The sequence below is a fragment of the Alkalibaculum bacchi genome, assembly GCF_003317055.1.
GTDB lineage: Bacteria > Bacillota > Clostridia > Eubacteriales > Alkalibacteraceae > Alkalibaculum > Alkalibaculum bacchi.
Genome location: NZ_QNRX01000006.1, coordinates 143,976 through 162,383, shown reverse-complemented (window position 1 = coordinate 162,383; position 18,408 = coordinate 143,976). Strand labels below are relative to the sequence as shown.

At 33.9% G+C, this 18,408-nt stretch carries 17 protein-coding genes and 1 riboswitch; of the genes, 16 read left to right on the top strand and 1 reads right to left on the bottom strand.

Features of this window, described 5'->3' with window-relative positions:
* The first annotated feature begins 144 nt into the window (after window positions 1-144).
* Window positions 145-513, top strand: coding sequence for an ArsR/SmtB family transcription factor (locus DES36_RS06230; protein ID WP_113920361.1), 369 nt, complete (start codon window positions 145-147; stop codon window positions 511-513).
* An 18-nt stretch (window positions 514-531) separates the two neighbouring features.
* The gene (locus DES36_RS06225; protein ID WP_113920360.1) at window positions 532-2,649 is read left to right on the top strand and encodes a heavy metal translocating P-type ATPase; all 2,118 of its coding nucleotides are present in this window, start codon (window positions 532-534) and stop codon (window positions 2,647-2,649) included.
* 256 nt (window positions 2,650-2,905) lie between these two features.
* Here the strand turns inward: DES36_RS06225 and DES36_RS06220 are convergent, their stop codons facing one another.
* A complete protein-coding gene (locus tag DES36_RS06220) occupies window positions 2,906-3,604 on the bottom strand; it encodes an RluA family pseudouridine synthase (protein WP_113920359.1) in 699 nt (232 codons plus the stop codon).
* 355 nt (window positions 3,605-3,959) lie between these two features.
* Between DES36_RS06220 and DES36_RS06215 the strand changes: the two genes are divergently transcribed.
* From DES36_RS06215 to DES36_RS06155, 14 genes are all read left to right on the top strand, one after another.
* Window positions 3,960-4,169, top strand: a complete 210-nt coding sequence (locus tag DES36_RS06215) for a helix-turn-helix transcriptional regulator (RefSeq protein ID WP_113920358.1) — start codon at window positions 3,960-3,962, stop codon at window positions 4,167-4,169.
* Entirely contained in the window at window positions 4,159-4,311 is a 153-nt protein-coding gene (locus tag DES36_RS14775; RefSeq protein WP_170128202.1) for a hypothetical protein, read from the top strand. Before DES36_RS06215 ends, DES36_RS14775 begins: the two co-directional genes overlap by 11 nt.
* Before the next feature lie 31 nt (window positions 4,312-4,342).
* Window positions 4,343-5,002, top strand: a complete 660-nt coding sequence (locus DES36_RS06210) for a response regulator transcription factor (protein ID WP_113920357.1) — start codon at window positions 4,343-4,345, stop codon at window positions 5,000-5,002.
* Entirely contained in the window at window positions 4,992-5,816 is an 825-nt protein-coding gene (locus DES36_RS06205) for a sensor histidine kinase (protein ID WP_113920356.1), read from the top strand. Before DES36_RS06210 ends, DES36_RS06205 begins: the two co-directional genes overlap by 11 nt.
* Window positions 5,817-5,905: 89 nt before the next feature.
* Window positions 5,906-6,589 (top strand): ABC transporter ATP-binding protein, encoded by a 684-nt coding sequence (locus tag DES36_RS06200; protein ID WP_113920355.1) that lies wholly within the window; start codon window positions 5,906-5,908, stop codon window positions 6,587-6,589.
* On the top strand, window positions 6,586-8,568 hold the full coding sequence (locus DES36_RS06195; protein ID WP_113920354.1) for an FtsX-like permease family protein: 1,983 nt from the start codon (window positions 6,586-6,588) through the stop codon (window positions 8,566-8,568). Before DES36_RS06200 ends, DES36_RS06195 begins: the two co-directional genes overlap by 4 nt.
* 237 nt (window positions 8,569-8,805) lie before the next feature.
* Window positions 8,806-9,513, top strand: coding sequence for a lantibiotic protection ABC transporter ATP-binding protein (locus DES36_RS06190; protein ID WP_113920353.1), 708 nt, complete (start codon window positions 8,806-8,808; stop codon window positions 9,511-9,513).
* Entirely contained in the window at window positions 9,510-10,229 is a 720-nt protein-coding gene (locus tag DES36_RS06185) for a lantibiotic immunity ABC transporter MutE/EpiE family permease subunit (protein WP_113920352.1), read from the top strand. The genes DES36_RS06190 and DES36_RS06185 overlap by 4 nt, the downstream gene beginning before the upstream one ends.
* A 1-nt stretch (window position 10,230) precedes the next feature.
* The gene (locus DES36_RS06180; protein WP_113920351.1) at window positions 10,231-10,986 is read left to right on the top strand and encodes a lantibiotic immunity ABC transporter MutG family permease subunit; all 756 of its coding nucleotides are present in this window, start codon (window positions 10,231-10,233) and stop codon (window positions 10,984-10,986) included.
* Between the two features lie 10 nt (window positions 10,987-10,996).
* Window positions 10,997-11,656, top strand: a complete 660-nt coding sequence (locus DES36_RS06175) for a response regulator transcription factor (protein WP_113920350.1) — start codon at window positions 10,997-10,999, stop codon at window positions 11,654-11,656.
* Window positions 11,647-13,032: a HAMP domain-containing sensor histidine kinase gene (locus tag DES36_RS06170; protein WP_113920349.1), complete on the top strand. Its 1,386-nt coding sequence runs from the start codon at window positions 11,647-11,649 to the stop codon at window positions 13,030-13,032. Before DES36_RS06175 ends, DES36_RS06170 begins: the two co-directional genes overlap by 10 nt.
* Window positions 13,033-13,301: 269 nt before the next feature.
* The gene (locus DES36_RS06165) at window positions 13,302-13,829 is read left to right on the top strand and encodes a methylated-DNA--[protein]-cysteine S-methyltransferase (RefSeq protein ID WP_113920348.1); all 528 of its coding nucleotides are present in this window, start codon (window positions 13,302-13,304) and stop codon (window positions 13,827-13,829) included.
* A 225-nt stretch (window positions 13,830-14,054) separates the two neighbouring features.
* Window positions 14,055-14,142: riboswitch (cyclic di-GMP riboswitch) on the top strand.
* Between the two features lie 67 nt (window positions 14,143-14,209).
* On the top strand, window positions 14,210-16,201 hold the full coding sequence (locus DES36_RS06160) for a methyl-accepting chemotaxis protein (protein WP_113920347.1): 1,992 nt from the start codon (window positions 14,210-14,212) through the stop codon (window positions 16,199-16,201).
* A gap of 297 nt (window positions 16,202-16,498) precedes the next feature.
* The gene (locus DES36_RS06155; protein WP_113920346.1) at window positions 16,499-18,355 is read left to right on the top strand and encodes a sigma-54-dependent Fis family transcriptional regulator; all 1,857 of its coding nucleotides are present in this window, start codon (window positions 16,499-16,501) and stop codon (window positions 18,353-18,355) included.
* Window positions 18,356-18,408: the final 53 nt, after the last annotated feature.

Here is an 18,408-nt window from a genome sequence, read left to right as displayed (position 1 = left end):
TTAATATCTTAGCAGTTTATGTTCTACGTCTAATAACAATAAATTTTCAAACTATATTGACATAATAAAAAGTTATACATATAATAAACATATGCACAGATATTCACGCGTTCATATATTCACATATAATAAAGAGGTGACTTTATGGGAGAGAAAGATAATATTGATAGTTGTAATTGTACCGTCATACATGAAGATGTCGTCAATAGGGTAAAAGCAGATATGATTCAGGAAGAAAAACTTTATGATTTAGCTGATTTTTTCAAAGTCCTTGGTGATAGCACAAGGATAAGGATACTTAGTGCCTTATTTCAAGCTGAAATGTGTGTTTGTGACATTGCTTCACTTCTAAGTATGAACCAATCTGCAATCTCACACCAGCTGAGAGTATTAAAACAAGCAAGATTGGTTAAGTACAGAAGGGATGGTAAAGTAGTTTATTATTCTTTAGAGGACGAACATGTTAAGAGTATATTTGACCAAGGTTTAATTCATATTGATGAGAAGAATTAATAGTAGAGGGTTGAGTTTATGAAAAAAGAGATACTGCTGGAAGGCTTATGCTGTGGAAACTGTGCTGCAAAGATAGAAAGAGAATCAAACAATATTGATGGTGTGAAGTCTGCAGTAGTGGATTTTATATCAACGAAGCTTATTATGGAGATAGATAATCCATCTAAGCAAAATACCATTATTGAAAAGATTAAGGAAATCGTTAAAATAATAGAGCCAGATGTTAATGTAATTGTTCTTGAAAGCAAAAGTAAGATATCCAAAGAACATAATCAAGAACACGAGCATGGCAATTCTAATAAGGCAGATATCATTAAGTTTACCGTCGGTGCCGCAATTTTTGGAGTAGCAATTGCTACAAAGTTTCCAAATGCAGTAGAGCTAATACTATATCTCATAAGTTACGTAATTGTAGGTGGAAAAGTAGTCTTTAGAGCACTTAATAATATTCGCAGAGGACAAGTATTTGATGAAAACTTCCTTATGAGCATAGCAACCATTGGTGCATTTTTTATTGGTGAATATGCTGAAGGTGTTGCAGTTATGCTTTTCTATCAGATTGGTGAGATCTTCCAAGGTATAGCTGTTAATCGCTCGAGAAAATCTATCACAGCGCTTATGGATATAAGGCCTGATTTTGCTAATCTTAAGATAGGGGATGAACTTAGAAAAATTGATCCTGAAGAAGTTTGTATTGGTGATATCATAGTAGTTAAACCTGGAGAAAAGGTACCGCTTGATGGTAAGGTTATTGAAGGAAACTCCATGGTAGACACCTCAGCTTTAACTGGAGAATCCGTTCCTAGAGAAGTAGTGGTAGGTGATGATATTTTAGGTGGAGTTATTAACAAGAATGGCCTTTTAACAATTGAGGTACAAAAGGAATTTGGAGATTCAACTGTTGCAAAGATCCTTGATTTGGTTCAAAATGCAAGCAGCAAGAAGGCTCCTACAGAGAACTTTATAACGAAGTTCGCGAGGTACTATACACCTGTTGTTGTTTTCGCAGCAGTTGCTTTGGCTGTAATACCACCACTTATTATAGAGGGTGCAACATTCTCACAGTGGCTTTATAGGGCCTTAGCTTTCTTAGTAGTATCCTGTCCATGTGCTTTAGTAGTTTCTATTCCTCTTGGATTCTTTGGAGGTATAGGTGGAGCTTCAAGAAACGGAATACTTGTAAAGGGTGGGAACTACCTTGAGGCACTAAATAATGTTGAGATCGTTGTTTTTGATAAAACAGGAACACTTACAAAGGGTGTATTTAAAGTAACTGACGTAAAGCCACAAAAGAATATCTCTAAAGATGAACTTATAGGTTTTGCAGCTCATGCGGAAAGCTACTCTAATCACCCAATAGCTACCTCTATCGTAAGTGCTTATGGTAAGGAAATAGATAAGGATTTAATAAAAGATTATGAAGAAATTTCAGGTCATGGCGTTAAGGTAATAGTTGAAGGCAAAGAAGTTTTAGCTGGAAATAATAAGTTAATGAGTAAAGAAAATATACCATTTGAACAGTTTGAATCTATAGGTACAGTAGTTCATATTGCTGTAGATAAAAAATACGTAGGATACATAGTAATATCTGATGAAATTAAAGAGGACTCAGCTAAGGTAGTAAAGGCACTAAAGGCAATTGGTGTTAAAAAGACTGTTATGCTAACTGGCGATAATAAAACAGTTGGAAGCAAAGTTGCAAAGGAGCTGGGACTTGATGAAGTTCATGCAGAACTCTTACCGGATCAAAAAGTTGAAAAACTAGAACTTTTAGATAAAGAGAAATCATCTAAAGGTAAGCTGATATTTGTAGGTGATGGTATAAATGATGCACCCGTATTAGCTAGAGCAGATATAGGTATAGCAATGGGGGGCGTTGGTTCTGATGCCGCTATAGAAGCTGCTGACGTAGTTATTATGACGGATGAACCTTCAAAGATTGCGACAGCTATTAAAATAGCTAAGAAAACAAGAACAATAGTAATGCAAAATATAGTTTTTTCTTTAGGTATTAAAGCTATTATACTAGTACTTGTAGCTATGGGATTAGGTACTATGTGGGAAGCAGTGTTTGGTGATGTTGGAGTAACATTAATTGCTGTGCTAAACTCAATGCGTGCAATGAAAAATAATTAAAAGAGATATCCATTCTCGCTTTGATGAAGGTAGTAAAAAGAAAGTTATAACAAGAAAATGTCTTTACTAGCAGTATAAGATAGAAAAATGTTGATCAATCAGCAGCAAGATTTATGTAAATATCATAATATCATGAACCCAAAGAGATTTTATAATAAGTCGCTTTGGGCTTTTTAAGTGAACATAATATTACCTTATTTTTCAAATATTGACTCGCTATAAGTCTATTGCTGTATTAAAACGTTAATTTTGTTTTTTATATTTTTTCAAATAAAGTAAAAGGATAATGATTTTTTGGCGAAGAATGAAAAGTGAGAGATTTCTTTGTTGTTGGATGCTCCAATGTTAATGTCTTTGCCCACAAAGCAATCTGTGTCCACTCTTTTTGTTTTGCAAATCTTTTGTTGTATTTCGTATCTCCCCACAAGGGAAGCTGTGCATTGGAAAGCTGTACTCGGATTTGGTGATGCCTACCCGTTTTTAAAACTATTTTAAGTAGGGATAAAACTCCGTGTTCTGGGGTATCTAGGGTTTCTAGTAAGTCATATTCTAAGATGGCTTCCTTTGCATTGGCAGTATCCTTTGATACAATCTTAGACAAATTGTTTTTACCTTGTTTAAGAAGGAAATCCACCAAAACAGCATGATTTTTTTCTGGAACACCACAGACAATACCGTAGTAAACTTTCCCAATCTCTTTTTGCTGTATCTGCTGCGAAAGCCTTTGATTGGCTATCTTTGTTTTTGCAAAAACCATGGCACCTCCAACAGGCCGATCTAATCGCTGAATCAATCCTACATATGGTGATTTTGCAACTGGATATTTGATTTTCAAATGCTCACTTACATAAGTCAACATATCTTTATCTCCAGTTTTATCCCTCTGTGAAGGAATTTTAGGTGGTTTTTCTACTACAATTATATGGGAATCTTCGTATAAGACTTTCAAATTCATAATCGCTCCTTTATAATCTAATATTTTGTTGAAATACTCTTTTGCTTCATAAGTGATTTGATTTCATGACTATTAATCAAATCGTTTGTAAGTGGTATATTTATTTATTATAGCAGTTATAGTGAATACATCAAAAAATTCTATAACCAATATAGATTTTTATTTAATCCACCATAAAGACACCGTTTTCTAAACACGTTCATAATAGAAATGTTATCTAAGGGGAAAATCTTTTTTATTTTTCTATTACTTGACTCAATCAGTATGGAAAGCTTGCTTGACATATAGATGAATAATTGATATATTCCTTATGGAAAGTAAACTTTCCATAAGGAAATAGGAGGTAAACTGTATTGTGAAAAACAAGTTAGAGCAACTAAGAAAAGAGCGTGGAATAAAACAAGAGGAACTTGCAGATATTTTACAAGTTTCTCGTCAAACTATTGGTTCTCTCGAAAATGGACGTTACAATCCATCTATTGTTTTAGCGTTTAAAATTGCGCGCTATTTTGGTATACCAATCGAAGAAATTTTTATTTATGAGGAGGAGAAAGGTGAGAAGTAATAAATTGTCTATGGAAATGTTTAAGCTTATATTGCTTATAGGAGTTGCTGACGTATTTATCATATTAGGATGCTATATAATTCCATCCTTGTTGTTGGACGGTATAAAAAGCTTGGAACTCTTTTCAGCAATGATATGCTAATTATTGAAAATGGTAGAAGGGATGTGATCTCATGAAACAAATTTTATTGGTTGAAGACGATGTTATGATTGCTTCTGGGCTTGTCTATGCGTTGGAAAATGAGGGATATGCACCGACTCATTGCAAGGATATTGATACCGCATTCAGTGAGATTATAACAAACAAATTTGATCTGGCAATTCTTGATATGCAGTTGCCAGATGGGACGGGATTTGACATCAGCCAAAAGCTAAAAAACACAGGTACTGCAATAATTTTTTTAACAATCGTAGACGATGAAAATAAAATTGTCCGTGCATTTGATGATGGGGCTGCTGATTATATTACAAAACCTTTTCGACTTCGAGAACTGCTAGCTCGTGTAAAGCGAACATTAAAAGCGAGCGGTGGAGCAGATAAACCTGAACTTCTCTTTGTTGGGAACGTGAATATTGATACAACAGCAGGGAAGGTATTTGTAGGGACGAGGCAAGTGGACTTAACGGCGCTTGAATATCGTCTACTTTTGATTTTTGCTTCTAATAAGTCACGGCTTTTAACGCGTACACAAATATTAGAAAATATTTGGGATTACGGTGAGCATTTTGTGGAGGATAATACTCTAACAGTCTACGTGAAACGATTGCGTGAAAAACTTGGGGATGCTGTAAAAATCGAAACTGTTAGGGGGATTGGATATCGTGTTGATTAAAAAGAAAGAAATCATAGAGTTATCAGACAATATCCGTAGTGCCATTGATGGAAAGGATATTGATTTTCGCGATAATCGAGAAGGCCCATTTAGCATTTTGAGAAATGATATCAATACCCTTGTCCATATTAAAAATGAGCAGATGAATTCTGCACAGTTGGAGCGTGATTTGTTGGCAGACTATTTAGCAGATATTTCCCATCAGTTAAAAACTCCAATTACTTCTATGATGATTATGGCAGAGCTGTTAGACACTGCACCTGTAGATAAGCAGAAAGAATTTATTGGCAATATTAAAATCAGTCTTGTACATATGGAATGGCTTGTCTCAACACTACTAAAAATGGCAAGGCTTGATTCTGGAGCAGTAGATTTTTCCAGAGTGACGATACAGGCAGGTGAATTGATTAAGAGCGCATTGAAACCACTAGGGATTTTGTTAGATGTGAAAAATCAGTCGGTGGAAATATTAAATGATACAGAGTTATCTTGTGATAAGCGTTGGACGGTGGAAGCTCTGACGAATTTGTTGAAAAATGCATCGGAATATTCCCCAGTAAACAGTAAAATCTATGTAAATAGTGGAGTCAATCCAATATACAGTTGGATTTCGATCACAGACAGTGGAGAAGGATTGCGCAAAGAACAGTATGCAAGTCTTTTCAAACGTTTTGAATATTCTAAGAGTGAAAAAGGTTACGGAATAGGCCTACCGTTGGCTCTATCTATTGTGAGAGGTCAAAATGGAGATATTGAAATTGATGGGGGCGGGCATGGCAAAGGAGCCACTTTTTCTATAAAATTTTACAAGTGAATAGATTGTCACTTTAAAAAGTTTGATAGTCACTAAGCAGTCACTTTCACTTGCTATACTGTTTTCATAAAATATAGGAGGGAAAAGAAATGGCTGTATTAGAGGTCAAAAGACTTACAAAAATATATGGTAGTGAAGATACAAAGATTACCGCACTAGATCATGTTAGTTTCAGTGTGAATAAGGGAGAATTTGTTGCAATAATTGGTGCATCAGGATCTGGAAAATCAACGCTTATGAATTTAATAGGGGGAATTGACAGACCAACAGAGGGAAGCATATTTATTGACAAAAGAGAAATTTTTAAGCTGAGTGAAAGTGAGCTCGCAATTTTTCGCAGACGAAATATTGGTATGATATATCAATTTTATAATTTAATCCCAACACTTACAGCAGAAGAAAATATAATGCTCCCTCGTTTACTTGATAACCGAGGGGATGATAGGGATAAACTTTCCTCTATTTTAGAAATGATTGGACTTTCCGAGCGTGCAAAGCATTTGCCAAGTCAATTGTCAGGTGGACAACAGCAAAGGGTGTCCGTAGGAAGAGCAATGATCAATGATCCTGCATTTATTCTTGCAGATGAACCAACAGGTAATCTGGATAGTAAGACAAGTCATGAGATCATAGATCTTCTTAAATTCGCAAACAAAAAATGTCGTCAGACACTGCTTCTTATTACTCACGATGAGAAAATAGCTTTGCAGGCAGATCGCATCATCACCATAGGAGATGGAAAAATTCTTTCAGATGAGGTGATGAAACCATGAAAATAACTGCAAAATTAGCATATAGTCAACTGAAAATAAATCGATCCAGAACACTATGGACCCTGATTGCAATAGCACTGTCAACAGCCTTGACAACTGCTATTTGCAGTTTTGTTTCCAGTGGCAATGCAATGCTTGTAGATTTTTTAGGCGAGAATTATGGTGTGTATGGCAAAAGTTATCTGATGTTATTGCTGATTCCGGCTGTTATTTTTGGAGTCCTCATTATTGCTATGTCTGTGACAGTTGTATCGAATGTCTTTCGAATAAGTGCGCAGGAACGAGTTACAGAGTTTGGAATCATGAAATGCACTGGTGCAACCCAAAAACAAATTTTAGATACTGTTATGTATGAGAGTATTTGGCTTTGTGCAATTGGCATTCCAGTGGGGATTTGCTTAGGTCTGATTCTAGCTTTTGCTGGAATTCATGTTGCAAATCATTTCTTTGGTGATTTGAATAGTTTGGCTCATATCATGATTAATGAAATCAATCTGTCTTTGCATTTCGTATTCTCATGGCAGGCAATACTTCTGTCTGCAGTCCTCTGTTTTATGACTGTGATGTATTCAGCTTGGCGTCCAGCACATAAAGCTGCAAAAGTTCCGGCGATAGAGTGTATACGCGGAGCAGGAGAAACAAGGATAAATACAAAGCCCTTAGGCACGAGCTACTTGGTGGAGAAATTGTTTGGATTTGAAGGAACACTTGCTGATAAAAACTTAAAACGGAATCATCGTAATTTTCGCGCAACGGTGATTTCTCTTTCTGTTGGTGTGATTTTGTTTATAAGCCTTGGTGGGTTACAAAGTCAAGCCAATGCGATAGAAGATTATATGAATCCAGGTATGGATCAAACGGTGATATCTGAGTATATTTCTGATTATGCAAATGAAATAGATGAGGGAACTGGAAGAGAGAAAACCATATATTTACATCCCATTGATAGTGAATCGGCAAATAGAGTAACACAAAAATTAGAAGAGTTTGAAGATACTAGTGTATTTGGGATAGGAAATGATATGGATACGTATTATACTGTTTTATCCAAAGAATTAATTTCCGTCAAGATGCAGGAGGCATTTGAAGATGAGGCACGGCTAAACTATGAATTTCCTGTAGAGATCATCACGCTGGATCAGAAAAATTATGCAAAGCTCTGTGAGAAAGCTAAAGTTCCAATTGGGTCTACAATTCTATTGAATCATTATAGCTATAATGACTTTGGACATGAAGTGAGCCTGGAACCTTTCTTGTCATCTATAAAAAAAATGGAGCTTGTAAAAGCCAATGGAAGTATCTTGGATATACTCATACAAGGAATCTTAACACAGGAGCAAATTCCTCAAGAACTTTTTTACCCGAATACAAATCCAGTACGTCTGGTTGTGCCAAAGGCGATGGTTCGAGGCTTCTCCTGGTACTCTGCACCTGCGGACATAGATGGATTTATCGAGCATTCAAACAAAGTACTGGAGGATGTATTCCCGAGTGAGGTGAATTCTTCTTATATGGAGGAAGGATTTAATACACGAGTTTACAAAATCAATGATTATATAAAGGTTATGAATATTGCAATTTCGTTGGCAGCAGTATTTATGTATAGTTTTGTAGCATTACTTATGCTCATTGGACTTACAAATGTTATTAGTACATTATCAACCAATGTATTGATGCGCTCACGAGAATTTGCAGTGTTAAAAAGTGTAGGTATGACACCAGAAAGCCTGAGACGGATGTTGAACTATGAAAGTATACTATGTTCTATCAAAGCCCTTTTATATGGAATTCCTATTGGTATGGCCGTGACTTTTTTTGTCAATTTACCTATCCGAACAATATTCCCAATACCGTATAAAATGCCATGGCTTTCAATAATACTATGTGTATTGGTAGTATTTATAATAACCTGGAGTACTACAAGATATGCAGCTCATAAATTAAAGAATCAAAATATAATTGATTCCATAAGATCGTAAAGCGGGAGGCAGACACAAAAGATTGATAAAAAGTATAAAGAGAAGATATATTAGCTGATAATAACTAAAAATGCCGACTGTATTCTCAGTCGGGCATTTTTGCGTTTTTATTACAAATAGACAATGCAGATACAAAGAAAGATTCTATTTTATTTTAAATCCTTATAAATTCCTTATAATTACCTTCTATACTTTAATTAAAGACGAAATGCAGGATAAAAACAGGAGGTAATTAGGATGTCAGATTATATTTTACAAACAAAAGGCTTAACGAAGAAATTTAAAAACCAAATTGTTGTAGACAATACTTCATTGTCTATTAGGAAGAATTCTGTATTTGGATTGCTTGGACCAAATGGTGCAGGAAAATCTACTATGCTAAAAATGATAATAGGGATTATGACACCAAACTCTGGAGAAATATTATTTGAAAATCGTCCATGGAGTAGGGCAGATTTAAAAGATATTGGAGCATTAATTGAGAGTCCCGCTGTATATCCAAATTTAACAGCTATGGAGAACCTAAAAGTTGCTTGTACATTGTATGGTCTCTCTGATACTAGAGCAGAAGAAGTCTTAAATATAATTGATCTTGAAAACGTAGGAAAGAAGAAAGTAAAGAATTTTTCCATGGGAATGAAACAGAGGCTAGGTATTGGTATTGCTATTATCAATAAACCCAAACTATTAATCTTAGATGAGCCTACAAATGGATTAGATCCCATTGGCATAGAAGAATTAAGAAAGTTAATTAGATCTTTTCCTCCTCAAGGAATGACAGTAATCTTATCGAGTCATATTCTATCAGAAGTAGCACAAGTAGCTGATGAAATAGGAATTATATCCAACGGCATTATTGGACATACAGGCAAAATAAATAAGAAGGATGATCTTGAAAAAATATTTATGGATATTGTACGAAGAAATAGAGGTACAAGACAATGAGGGATATTATTAGAGCAGAATTTTTAAAAAGTAAAAGAACAACTGTAAATAAGTTTGCTATAATAACACCTCTGTTTACACTTTTATTATGTACATTATGGGGTGGAGGTCAAAATGGAGCGTATAATTGGTGGTATGTAATGTTTCTTCCAGGGATGTTAGCGATTATTTCTGCCCAGATAATTACAAGGGAGAAGGATATTTCCTATAAAGGAGTGTCTTTATATCCACAAGATAAAGGTACAGTTTGGTTCGGAAAAATACTCTATATTAGTATTCTATTTGTATTCTCTAGTGTGATCTTTATGGTAGGGATTCATGGTATTGGTCTTATATTTGAATCAATTATCCCATTAAAATCAAATATTCTTGCAACAGTGATATTAATACTAACATTCTTATTTAATATACCACTTAGCATGTTTTTGACGGTACAATTTAATATGTTTGTTGCCGTTCTCTTTAATATAGCTATGACAATGATTGGAGTACTATCCTTCGATACAACTTCAATATTGAAATTTTTTCCATATAGGACATCATCCGCATTAATGGCTCCAGTTCTTCATATTTTACCTAATGGTCTTCCAGTATCAGAAAGCAGTCTTCACCTAAACGGAGATATGGTTATAAGAGATACTGTGATTAGTATTATTATTTTTATTATATTAACTATTTTGACATCCCTGTGGTTTAGGAAAAGAGAGGCAATTTAAAATGCTACAGTTAGAAAAACTCCTAAAAGCTGATATAATGAAATTAAAATCTACTCAGATTGTGTGGATGCACTTATACATACCTATTTTAGGACTGATACTATTTTTAAGTTATTATTTATACTCTCCCTGGGACAGTATGAGTAAAATTTCGGCATATTTACAAGTATTATGTATGATTTTTCCCATATTAATCGGGATAATTACTTCAATGATGGCCGATCAAGAGTATGTGGCAGGATGTTATAGAAATCTTTTGGCAAGCTCAGAAACAAGGTGTTTATCATTTTTAAGCAAACTTATTTTAGTGCTGGCATTTGGAGCGCTTAGTACAATTATAGCCGTTTTAGGTTTTTATATAGGGTATACCTTTATAGAGGACATAATATTTCCTTTTACTATGTATTTAAAGGTTGCGGGAGTATTAATATGTAGTAATATTTTTTTATATATTTTGCATTTCTTTTTAAGTTTAAGATTCTCGAAGGGGATTTCCATTGGGATAGGAATTGTAGAATCCCTTATATCAGCATTGTTTTTAACAGGCATGGGAGATGGCAGGTGGCCCTTTTTACCTAGTTCATGGAGTATCAGATTTATTAGCTCTTTACTTATGAAATATCAAGATAGTGGTGGCGCTTTTAGAGACCCAGCTTTAACCTTAGGAATCATGATATCTATTGTTGGAACAATACTATCTTTGATAATTATAGTAGCATGGTATACAAAGTGGGAAGGGGAAAAGTCAGAGGAATAGGAGAATTATTGTGGCGAATATTTTAGCTGTAGATGACGATAAATCCATTTTAGATTTAATTGAGAATGTACTAAATAAAAGTGGGCATTTTGTCAAAAAAATAAACGAGCCAGAAAAGGTTTTTCAAGAAAATTTAAGCTACTATCATCTCATAATATTAGACATAATGATGCCTAATATTGATGGTTTTCAATTATGCACTAGAATAAGAGGATCGGTCGATTCACCTATTTTATTTCTTACTGCAAAATCAGACGAAACAGATATCATTAAAGGATTGGGGTTAGGAGGAGATGATTTTTTGATGAAACCCTTCGGAGTTCAAGAACTCCGTGCAAGGGTAGATGCTCATATTAGGAGAGAACAACGAGAAAAAATCAACTCTGTAATTATTGATAATATTAGGTTTTCAATTTCCAGTAAAGAGTGTTTTGTATTAGATAATAAGGTACCACTTACAAAAAGTGAATATGAAATAAGTGAATACTTAGCTCTTAATCGAGGCAAGACATTTTCTAAGGAACAAATATTTGAAGTTGTTTTTGGATATGAGAGAGAGAGTAATTTAAGTGCAATTGTTGAACATATAAAAAACATACGAGCTAAGTTTACTCAATTTAAAGAAGAACCTATAAAGACAGTTTGGGGAATAGGGTATAAATGGGAATAAGAAAAAGTACAAAACTACGTACAACTTTTATTAAATATGTTGTATCCCTTGGTTTACTTATTATTATTTTAATATTAGTGAACTATTACTTGTTCATTGTAGCCTCCATTGGAGTTTATCCAGCAAATTATTCAGAAAAAATAATTCAAAGTAATTACGATGAGTTAAAGAATTTACCTAGGGTGACCATAGAACTATTGACTCCAATGTGTAATTTTGGTGTTTATTCTGAGGAAGGAGATTTTCTATATGGAAATTTTTCTTCTAAGGATATAAAAATAAACTGGGATAGATATCAACAAGGAAAAACATCAACAGGTTTAGAAAAGTATATAATAACGATTGATCGTGATGAGGGGATATTGATTATTACCTATCCTTTAACTGCGCAATATAGAAATGAAATTTTAAGGAGAACTTTACCTAATGCTGAGTTGACAATAGTGATTGTATTTTTTATTCAGCTTATAGCTTTGATCATTTTGTGGTCTAATCGATTTGCCAAAAAGGTTAATAATGAATTAAAAACCCTTCTAATACCAATGGCAAAAATACAAGAACAGAACTTAGATTTTAATGTAGGTACGAGTAATATAGAAGAAATCAGCATGGTTCTTAAAGGGATTGATAAGATGAAAAACTCATTAAAAAAGGCCCTAGAAGAACAATGGTCAGTAGAACAGCAAAAGAGAGAACAAATATCAGCTTTAGCACACGATATAAAAACGCCTTTAACGATAATTAAAGGGAATGTTGGATTACTTGGTGAAACAAATTTGACAAATGAGCAGAAATCTTATTGCGGTTATATTGAGGAAAGTAGTGAACACATGGAGGGATATCTAAAAAGTTTGCTGACTATTACAAAAAAAGAAATTGATTATCGTAAATCTGATGAAATCATCAGCGCTATGAAAACAACAAATTTTATAAGAAGCCAGGGAGAGGCTCTTGGAAAAATTTATGATCTCAATATGATATGGAACATAGATATTGAAGAAGATTTATATATACAAGGAAACAAAGATGAATTTGAAAGAGCATTGATGAACATTTTGTCAAACGCAGTAGAGTTTTCTTCAAAAAATTCTAGTGTTATTATTAATGGTTTTATTGATAATTCTTATCTCATTATCCAAGTAATAGACCAGGGGAATGGTTTTTCTAAAAAAATGCTAAAGTATGGAAAACAGCGATTTACAATGGATAATGATAGCAGAACCAAAACTGGACATCATGGATTAGGTTTATATATAGCAAACACCATTATTACAAAATATCATGGAGAACTTATATTATCCAACGATAAGAATGGTGGTGGGTCCGTTACAACTAAGATTCAAATTTTCCAAAGAGACATGTCGCCGAACCGCTGAGTTTGTCGCACAACAGAGTTACAAAAGCGAAAAGGAATATCGCTATTTTTTAGAAGAACTCGGTTATTGTTTGGGAATATATTGATAAAGGATTCATTTCCAATAGGGTGATTGCATTTGGCACATTAGGAGTGTTATGCTTCATGCCAACAATAAAGTATCAAAAAAGAATTTCTTTATTTTTAGGACATTCAAATATCGAAGAATAATAGATATACGATGAAAGAAAATCGCAGTTGAATATAAATATAGAATTAGAGGAGGAGAAAATGTACTACTCGATACATTACAAATCGACCGTTGGGGATATATTGCTTGCAAGTGATGAAGATAGTATTATTGGTCTGTGGATTGGCGAACAGAAATATATCGGAAACACAATGCCAAAAAATATTATCGAAAAAGATGATATTCCAATACTTAAAGAAGGTATAGCATGGTTAGATGATTATTTCACTGGTAAGAAACCAAAAATATCTAGGCTACCTCTTGCTCCTATAGGTGGTGAGTTTAGACAGCAGGTGTGGAAAATTCTCACTGAAATACCCTATGGTGAGCTGACAACATACGGTCATATGGCGAAAGAAGTTGCAAAACGCATAGGGAAAAACAGGATGTCTGCTCAAGCTGTAGGTGGTGCTGTGGGACACAATCCCATATCTATCATTATACCTTGTCATCGTGTAGTAGGCACCAACGGAAGTCTGACCGGTTATGCAGGTGGAATTGAAAAAAAGGTAAAGCTACTAGAGCATGAAGGAGTGGATATGACTGGATTATTTGTGCCCCAAAAATAAAAAAGATGTACTTTATCTAATAAAAAGAATATTAAGGGAATTAAACGTGATCCATGAATAAAAAAATCTACTTTTATATCTATTATTTAACCACAATAGGATTAACAATCGTATAATGTATCGCAGCTAAATTAAAAAAGTGCCGAAATATGTAAAATAGGTGTTGATTTATTAAGAGATTTTAACTATGATAGAAATAATAAAATAAATTTTTGACAGTTTAATTACATCTAAGGGCAAACTTACCGAAAGGTAAGGACGCAAAGCTATGGGCCTAACCGACTTATTTGTCGCAAGGTAGCCAGTTGCATATTATAAACAAAACCCTTTTATCTAATTTTAAAAGGGATTTTTTTATTTTAACAAAAGGGGGAGTTAACATGAGAAGTATTAAAATGAAATTAGTGGTTTATTTTTCTGCACTTATTTTATTTTCATCTGTAGCTTTAGGAATCATCTCCATCAATAGCGCTAGTAAAATTGTTACAGTGGAAGCAGAAAAAGGTCTTATAACATCTGCTAATGATGGAGCAGTAGTAGTGCAGAACCGAATGGAAATTCAAAGAAGAACGCTAGAAGTACTTGCCCAATTAGGCGAAATCCAAAATATGGACTTAGAGGTTCAAGTTCCTATTTTGCAAAAACAAGTAGAAGTTTCTGACTTTATTAATTTTGGAATCATGCAATTAGATGGAACCGTAACTTATACAGATGGAAGGACAATCCAGCTGCCAGAAACAGACCCTGTATGGAAAGCCTTAAAGGGCGATAAGAATGCGTTGAATTTTGGTATTAGCCCAGCCACAGGTGAAGTTGTTTTAATATATGCGACACCTATTGAAAGAGATGGAAAAATCGTAGGAGCACTTTTAGGACGCCGAGATGGCAATGCCTTAAGTGATATTACAGATACGTTAAAATACGGCGAAACAGGTCAAGCCTATATAATGGATAAAGAAGGGACAATTATTGCCTACTCAGATCGAAGTGTAGTAAGCAATCAAATTAATCCCATAAAGGCAGCAGAAGCCGATGACAGTGAAAAGGCATCTGGAGAATTTCATAAGAAAGTGCTAGAAGAAAAAACAGGAGTAGCCAAGTATAAGGATAGCCAAGGGAAAGAATTATACTCGGCATATGATTCTATTGATAATACGGATTGGATTCTCATTATGAGCGCAGATGAAGAGGAAATATTAGCAGGAATACCATCCTTAATGAAGGCAATTATTTTATTAACTGCTGTAGTATTAGCCATAAGTATAATTATAATCTATCTTATCGGCAATACAATTGCAAAGCCTATTATTAACGCAACCGCTCTTGCAAAAACCCTTGCCGATTTAGATCTTACGAGAGATGTTTTAGAAGCTGATTTAAAAAGCAAGGACGAAACTGGAGAATTGGCAAGATCATTCCAGAGTATTACTGACAATCTTCGAATGATTGTCAATGAAGTTAATGATTCTTCTGAACAAGTAGCAGCAGCCTCTGAAGAATTAATGGCAAGCTCTGGACAATCTGCAACTACTGCTGAGGAAGTTACAAAAACTGTAGAAGAAATAGCAAAAGGGGCTGCAGAGCAAGCTCTAAATACAGAAGAGGGCTCAGCAAGAGCTACTAAGCTAGGTGAAACCATAGAACAAGATTTAAACTATGTAAAAAACTTAAATGTTACTACAGAAAAAGTATCTACTATAGTGGGTGAAGGTTTACAAGAAATTGAGAAACTAATCCAAATAACAGATGAAAGCACGCAAGCTATCCAAGACATTCATAGTATCATCTTACAGACAAATAGTAGTTCAGATGAAATTGGAGAAGCTAGCAGCGTAATCAAATCCATTGCAGATCAAACAAATCTATTGGCATTAAATGCAGCTATCGAAGCCGCAAGAGCAGGAGAAGCGGGAAAAGGTTTTGCAGTAGTAGCAGAAGAAATAAGAAAACTAGCAGAGCAATCCTCTGCATCTACTATGGCAATTGATGAAACCATATCTGAGCTTCAAACAAATGTTGGGAGCGCAGTAAAATCAATGAATAGAGTATCTGCAATATTTGAAGAACAATATAATAGCGTTCAAAATAATAAAGATAAATACATAATGGTTGAAAAAGCTATGAACGATGCAATAAGTGCAGTTGAAAAATTAGATGTTTCTAGTAAAGAAATGGAAAAGATGAAGAATGAAATCTTGAATACATTACAGAATTTAACTGCTATTGCAGAAGAGAATTCTGCAGGTACAGAGGAAGCGTCTGCCTCTATGGAAGAACAAACTGCATCTATTCAAGAAATAGCAGGTGCTAGCGAAGGTCTCGCAAACTTAGCACAAAATTTACAATCAGCAATTCGAAAATTTAAAATCTAATAGGCGCAAGGATGTACGAGAAATCAAAGCAAAATAAATAAATCTGTGCTTTAGAAAAAGAATGGCTCTGTTCTGGTAGAAATTTAAACCAGTAAAGAGCCATTCTTTGTGATTATTGTAAGGAGGAACGAGGTAATAAATTACTATCATATTGAAAATACTGGAAGCAATTGATATAATTACAACAATAACATATTTAAGTATTTTTTATTGTTAAGATATTTTTTTGTTACTAAAGGTGTCTGCTGTGAAAATGTGTTCGATATGTACTAAAAAGAGGGTGAAGGGAGCGATGATATGAAGGGGAATTATAAAGTATTAATAAAAGAATCTGAAGAAAGATGTAGGCAGCTTGCACTAAAAAGAGAACAAAAATACAGCAATAAAATAATTAGCGATGCAAATTTACAAAAGATTCTTATGAAGAACAGAGATATGATTATGACTGCACTCCCATTTATAAATGAACTAATTAAATTTACAAAGGGAAGTGATTTCTTTGTTTTTTTAACGGACAGTGAAGGATGTATTCTAAATGCAATGGGAGATGAAAAAATTTTAACAGAGGCTTTTAGCCTTAAAATGATTCCAGGTGCATATATGAATGAAGAAAATATTGGGACAAATGCCATGTCTTATGTTATTAAAACAGGAAATCCCGTACAGCTTACTGGAGAAGACCACTATATTTACGCTTATCACAGATGGACATGTTCAGCGGCACCAATAAAAGACAGTCACGGCAATGTAATTGGTGTCGTGGATTTAACCGGGTATACAAGAAATGTACATCCTCACACTCTTGGAATTGTTGTTGCAGTAGCTAAAGCTATTGAAGAGATGATTGCTGTTAAAGCTCAAAATGAACAAGAAAAAAGAAAATACAATAGTATTAACAAAGTCCTTAATGCTATTAATGAGAGTATTATCACTTCAGATAAACATGGGAATATAAAAAGGTATAATGATAAAGCAGCAGAAATATTTGGAGAAAATAACAAATTAAAAGAACATAATATCGGTCAAATAATTGATGAATGGCATCAAGTAAAAGATATGCTCCTTGCCAATAAAAACATAGTAAAAAAGGTTCATATCACCTCATGTAAGGATATCTCATACGATTTAGAAGCAAATAAAATTTACAATGAGGACGAAGAACGTTTTGAAATAGTATATACTTTTAAGAAAAATGAAAGAGCAAATCATCATAAGGTAAATAAGTATAAGTATAATTTTGATAATATTATAGGGCAAGATAGAAATCTAATTAAAATAATTGAATATGCAAAAAAGATAGCAGATAGTAGTTCGACCGTTTTAATTATGGGCGAAAGCGGTACGGGAAAAGAATTATTTGCACAATCTATTTATAATTCGAGCTCTAGAAATGATGGACCCTTTATTGCAATAAATTGTGGAGCTATTCCTGAAGCTCTTATTGAATCCGAATTATTTGGATATGAGGACGGTGCTTTTACAGGAGCTCGAAAAGGTGGAAATCCTGGAAAGTTTGAATTAGCGTATGGTGGTACCATTCTACTGGATGAAATAGGAGAAATGCCCTTAGACATGCAAGTGAAACTTTTGAGAGCTTTAGAAGAAGGTTTTATCACTAGGCTTGGTGGTAAAAAGCCGATACCCGTAGATGTTAGAATAATTGCATCAACAAATAGGGACTTAGAAGAAGATGTTGAAGAAGGAAAATTTAGAAAGGACTTGTATTATAGGCTAAATGTATTGCCATTGTATATTCCTCCTTTAAGAGAAAGAAAAAGTGACATAAGGATATTATTAGATTATTTTATGGATAAAATTTCTATGGACTTGAATAAAAATAAAATTAATATCACAGAAGAAAATATATTAATGATGGAAAAATATGATTGGCCAGGTAATATAAGAGAGCTTCAAAATATCGTTGAATTAATAATTAATACAGAAAATTTTCCGGTACACTATTTCATGAAGAGATTAAATCGCTGTAGCCAAGAAAGTTATGAAGAAAATATGGATATGGAATCTGTAGAAAAAGAGCATCTAGTAAAAATAATAAGAAGATGCAATGGAAATATTACACATTCCGCTGATATTCTTGGTATAAGGAGAAATACATTGTATAATAAGATAAAGAAATACAATATTCAAATATAGCATTTGTGATCTCAAAAGTAAGGAACACATAAATAGAGATATGAAAATATTAT